Source organism: Milkweed yellows phytoplasma str. MW1 (assembly GCF_000309485.1).
In the GTDB taxonomy this organism is placed as follows: domain Bacteria; phylum Bacillota_I; class Bacilli_A; order Acholeplasmatales; family Acholeplasmataceae; genus Phytoplasma.
The window spans coordinates 1-3559 of record NZ_AKIL01000090.1; the positions used below are offsets into that span (position 1 = coordinate 1).

7 protein-coding genes are annotated in these 3559 nt (G+C 29.6%); all 7 read right to left on the reverse strand.

Features of this window, described 5'->3' with window-relative positions; genetic code table 11:
* Window positions 1-166 precede the first annotated feature (166 nt).
* Genes rplQ through map form a run of 7 tightly spaced genes read right to left on the reverse strand, consistent with a single transcriptional unit; the run spans window position 167 to window position 3505 of the window.
* Window positions 167-538, reverse strand: coding sequence for a 50S ribosomal protein L17 (gene rplQ / locus RI76_RS01990; RefSeq protein WP_017192471.1), 372 nt, complete (start codon window positions 536-538; stop codon window positions 167-169).
* A 34-nt stretch (window positions 539-572) separates the two neighbouring features.
* A complete protein-coding gene (locus tag RI76_RS01995) occupies window positions 573-1532 on the reverse strand; it encodes a DNA-directed RNA polymerase subunit alpha (protein WP_017192472.1) in 960 nt (319 codons plus the stop codon).
* A 15-nt stretch (window positions 1533-1547) separates the two neighbouring features.
* Complete coding sequence (gene rpsK, locus RI76_RS02000) at window positions 1548-1937, reverse strand: 30S ribosomal protein S11 (protein ID WP_017192473.1); 390 nt, start codon at window positions 1935-1937, stop codon at window positions 1548-1550.
* A gap of 3 nt (window positions 1938-1940) precedes the next feature.
* Window positions 1941-2345, reverse strand: a complete 405-nt coding sequence (rpsM, locus tag RI76_RS02005; protein ID WP_017192474.1) for a 30S ribosomal protein S13 — start codon at window positions 2343-2345, stop codon at window positions 1941-1943.
* Between the two features lie 19 nt (window positions 2346-2364).
* On the reverse strand, window positions 2365-2481 hold the full coding sequence (rpmJ, locus tag RI76_RS02010; protein WP_017192475.1) for a 50S ribosomal protein L36: 117 nt from the start codon (window positions 2479-2481) through the stop codon (window positions 2365-2367).
* 33 nt (window positions 2482-2514) lie between these two features.
* Window positions 2515-2727 (reverse strand): translation initiation factor IF-1, encoded by a 213-nt coding sequence (infA, locus tag RI76_RS02015; protein ID WP_017192476.1) that lies wholly within the window; start codon window positions 2725-2727, stop codon window positions 2515-2517.
* 28 nt (window positions 2728-2755) lie between these two features.
* Window positions 2756-3505, reverse strand: coding sequence for a type I methionyl aminopeptidase (gene map / locus RI76_RS02020; RefSeq protein ID WP_017192477.1), 750 nt, complete (start codon window positions 3503-3505; stop codon window positions 2756-2758).
* Window positions 3506-3559 lie beyond the last annotated feature (54 nt).

Genomic DNA, 3559 nt, shown 5'->3' on the forward strand with positions numbered 1-3559 from the left:
TAATAAGAATTTAATCTAATAAGAAAAATATACTTTTTTAAATAAAAAATTAATGATTTGGCACATAAAAAAAGACCAAATGAATCAATTTTGTTTTATTTTTCAGAAAAAAGAGAAATAACTTTTCTCTATGTAATAAAAATTTTAATAAAAATTAATAAAAAACTTATTTGATCAAAGATTCAACAAGTTGTATGATTGCCATAGCGGCGTCGTCGCCTTTACGAGGTTCAGTTTTGATAATTCTAGTATAACCGCCCGGTCTGTCTTGATATCTGGCAGATAATTCGTTAAATAATTTTTGTAAAACAGTTTTATTTTCATCTATTTTTTCGTTAAACATTAAAAGAGATGCTTGTCTTCTTGCGTGTAAAGTGTTTTTTTTACTTAAAGTTATAGATTTTTCAACTGCTCTTCTCAATTCTTTAGCTTTAGAAAAAGTAGTTACAATTTGTTCGTTCGCAATCAAACTGGAAACTAAACTTCTTAATAAAGATTTTCTTTGAGGGGTAGTACGTTTTAATTTACTGTAAACCATTTTTTAATTTTAACCCACTTTCTAAAAAAATATTTTATTTGTCGTTTATTAGCATATCGAAACGAAGTTCTAATTTATTCATTTTTGCTTTTAATTCATTAAAAGATTTTGTACCTAAACTATTTAATTTAGAAATATCTTTTTCTTTTTGACTCACTAATTCTTTTACAGTATTAATTCCTGATTTTTTCAAACTATTTAATAGTCTCACGGACAATTCTAATTGTTCGATTTTCAAATCTAAAGCATGATTGTAATTTTCAATTTCTGCTTCATAAATAAAGTCATTTTGTTGTTCTTGTTCGCATAATTTAACTAAAACATTAAAATGATCTGTTAAAATTTTAGAAGCTGTAGATAAAGCTTGTTTAGCGGTAATAGCTTTATTAGTTTCGATATCAACTACTAACTCTTCTTTGTTACCTAACTTTTGTTCCACAGTGTAAGTTGTTTTTACAACTGGTGTATATAAAGAATCGATCGCTATAACTCCAAATTGACTTTTATTAAAAACCTTGTTACTCGCAGCACTTTCATAACCAATGCCTCTTCTTACTGTCGCTTCCATACGGAAACGAGTGTTTTCTGATACATGAGCTATTACTTGATCTTTATTAATGATATTAACTCCATCAACAACATTAAAATCTGCAGCTGTTACTGTTTTTTCACCTGTAATATCGATTTTCAACTTTTGTTCAAAATCTTCATCTTGGGAATCAACAGCAATAACGACTTTTTTTAAATTTAAAATGATAGTCATAATATCTTCATAAACACCATCCATAACGGTAAATTCATGTTCTACACCATCAATGTGAACGTTTACAATAGCGGCGCCTGGCAAAGAAGATAATAAAACTCTTCTCAAAGAATTTCCGATTGTAGTTCCGTATCCTTTTTCTAAACGTTGGATAACGAATCTTTTATCAAAATCATCATCATTTTCATTGTCAACTAACATAATAGGTCTTAAAAATTTTAATTTTTTCATTTTCTACTCCCTTAATTAACCACGAGGACGTTTAGGTGGTCTACAACCATTATGAGGAACAGGAGTAACATCTTTAATAGCAGTAATTTCTAAACCTGATTCTTGTAAAGAACGAATAGAAGTTTCTCTACCTACTCCTGGACCTTTAATAAAGACTTCAACCTTTTGCATTCCTTGAACTTTAGCCAATCCTGCTGCTTTTCTAGCTACTTGTTGAGCTGCAAAAGAAGTTGATTTTCTGCTACCTTTAAAACCTAAAGAACCTGCACTGATCCAAGTGATTACATCACCTTCTAAATCGCTAATAGTCAATATAGTATTATTAAAAGTAGTATGAATATGAGCTATACCCAAAGGAACATTTTTTTTAATTTTTTTACGCTTTATGCGTTTTTTTTGAACCATTTATTATCTCCCTCTTTTAGCGTTCTTATTGCTTTTTTTATCTTTATTAACGCTTGAAGACGGTTTTTTACGATTTTTCTTAGCTGTCTTAGCGTTGTTTCTAGTTTTTTGCCCTCTTACTGGTAATCCTTTACGGTGGTGTATTCCTCTATCGCAACCGATTTCCATTAAGCGTTTAATATTTACTAAAGCAGTCTCACGTCTTAGAGCTCCTTCACTCATTTTACTTAATTCATTTCTTATGCTGGATAATTGTTCTTCAGTTAAATCTTTAACGCGAATATTTTCATCTATATTTAATTCGCTTAAAATTTGCTGAGAAGTTTTACGCCCAACACCATAAATATAAGTAAGCGAAATCACTACTCTTTTATCGCGAGGAACATCTATTCCTGCAATTCTTGCCATTTACAAACTCCTTTCCAAATTACCCTTGTCTTTGGTTATTACGACGATTTTTTTTATTTATAACATAAACTCTTTTTTTGCGACGTACAATGATGTCATCAGCACTACGTTTTTTAACAGAAGCTCTAACTTTCATTTTAAATATCTCCTTTTATTTAAAAAAATATTATTATCTTTTATCGATATAACGATAAACAATACGTCCTTTAGAATCTACTTTAACTTTATCACCTAACAAAATACGAATGTTATTGCTATGTATCTTGCCTGAAATATGAGCAATAATACTTTTTTTATTAGAAAGCTCTAATTTAAATTTAGCATTAGGCAAAATGCCAACTACTATAGCATCATCAAATTCAATAATATTTGGATTAACCATGTTTATTTTTATTTTCCTATTTCTTTGTTTATGTTAATGTTAAAATTTCATATCCGTTTTCGGTCACTAAAACTGTGTGTTCAAAATGAGCACTTAAACTTTTATCTGCTGTTATAACAGTCCAACCGTCATTCAATATTTTAACTTCTTTAGTGCCTAAAGTAAACATAGGTTCAATGCAAAAAGTCATTCCTGGTTGTAAGATATAATCTTTATCAACAAAATCAAAATTAAAAATATAAGGTTTTTCATGCAATTGCAAACCAATTCCATGTCCTGAAAAAACCTCAACTATACCGTATTTATTCTTTTTACCAATTTCAAAAATAGCTGCAGAAATATCAGAAATGCGATTTCCTGGTTTAACTTGTTCTATTCCAGCGAATAAAGACTTTTCAGTGTTTTCCAAAAGAGTTGCTACTTTTTTAGAAACTTTACCTATGGTGTAAGTCCAAGCTGAATCAACATAATATCCTTGATATTTGATACCCATATCAATCGTAATGATATCGCCTTTTTTTAAAATTTGTTTTTTAGATGGTATTCCGTGCACGATAGCTTCATTAACCGAAGTGCACATATAACCATCAAAACCTTTATAACCTTTAAAAGCGGAAACCACTCCATGTTTTTCAATTAATTCACGAGCAATCATATCTAAAGCAAAAGTAGAAACACCTTCTTTCAAAGAAAGGATTAATTCTTTTCTTATAGAAGATAAAATTTGACCTGCTTTTCTCATTATAGCAATTTCATTCTCTGATTTAATTATTATCATAAAGGGTAACCTGCCTTAAATCATGTAGCAGATCGGAAGAGCGTCGTGTAGGGA

Excerpts from the sequence above, each read along its gene's own strand:
- rplQ (WP_017192471.1), bottom strand. The coding sequence starts at position 538 with ATGGTTTACAGTAAATTAAAACGTACTACCCCTCAAAGAAAATCTTTA.
- RI76_RS01995 (WP_017192472.1), bottom strand. The coding sequence starts at position 1,532 with ATGAAAAAATTAAAATTTTTAAGACCTATTATGTTAGTTGACAATGAA.
- rpsK (WP_017192473.1), bottom strand. The coding sequence starts at position 1,937 with ATGGTTCAAAAAAAACGCATAAAGCGTAAAAAAATTAAAAAAAATGTT.
- rpsM (WP_017192474.1), bottom strand. The coding sequence starts at position 2,345 with ATGGCAAGAATTGCAGGAATAGATGTTCCTCGCGATAAAAGAGTAGTG.
- rpmJ (WP_017192475.1), bottom strand. The coding sequence starts at position 2,481 with ATGAAAGTTAGAGCTTCTGTTAAAAAACGTAGTGCTGATGACATCATT.
- infA (WP_017192476.1), bottom strand. The coding sequence starts at position 2,727 with ATGGTTAATCCAAATATTATTGAATTTGATGATGCTATAGTAGTTGGC.
- map (WP_017192477.1), bottom strand. The coding sequence starts at position 3,505 with ATGATAATAATTAAATCAGAGAATGAAATTGCTATAATGAGAAAAGCA.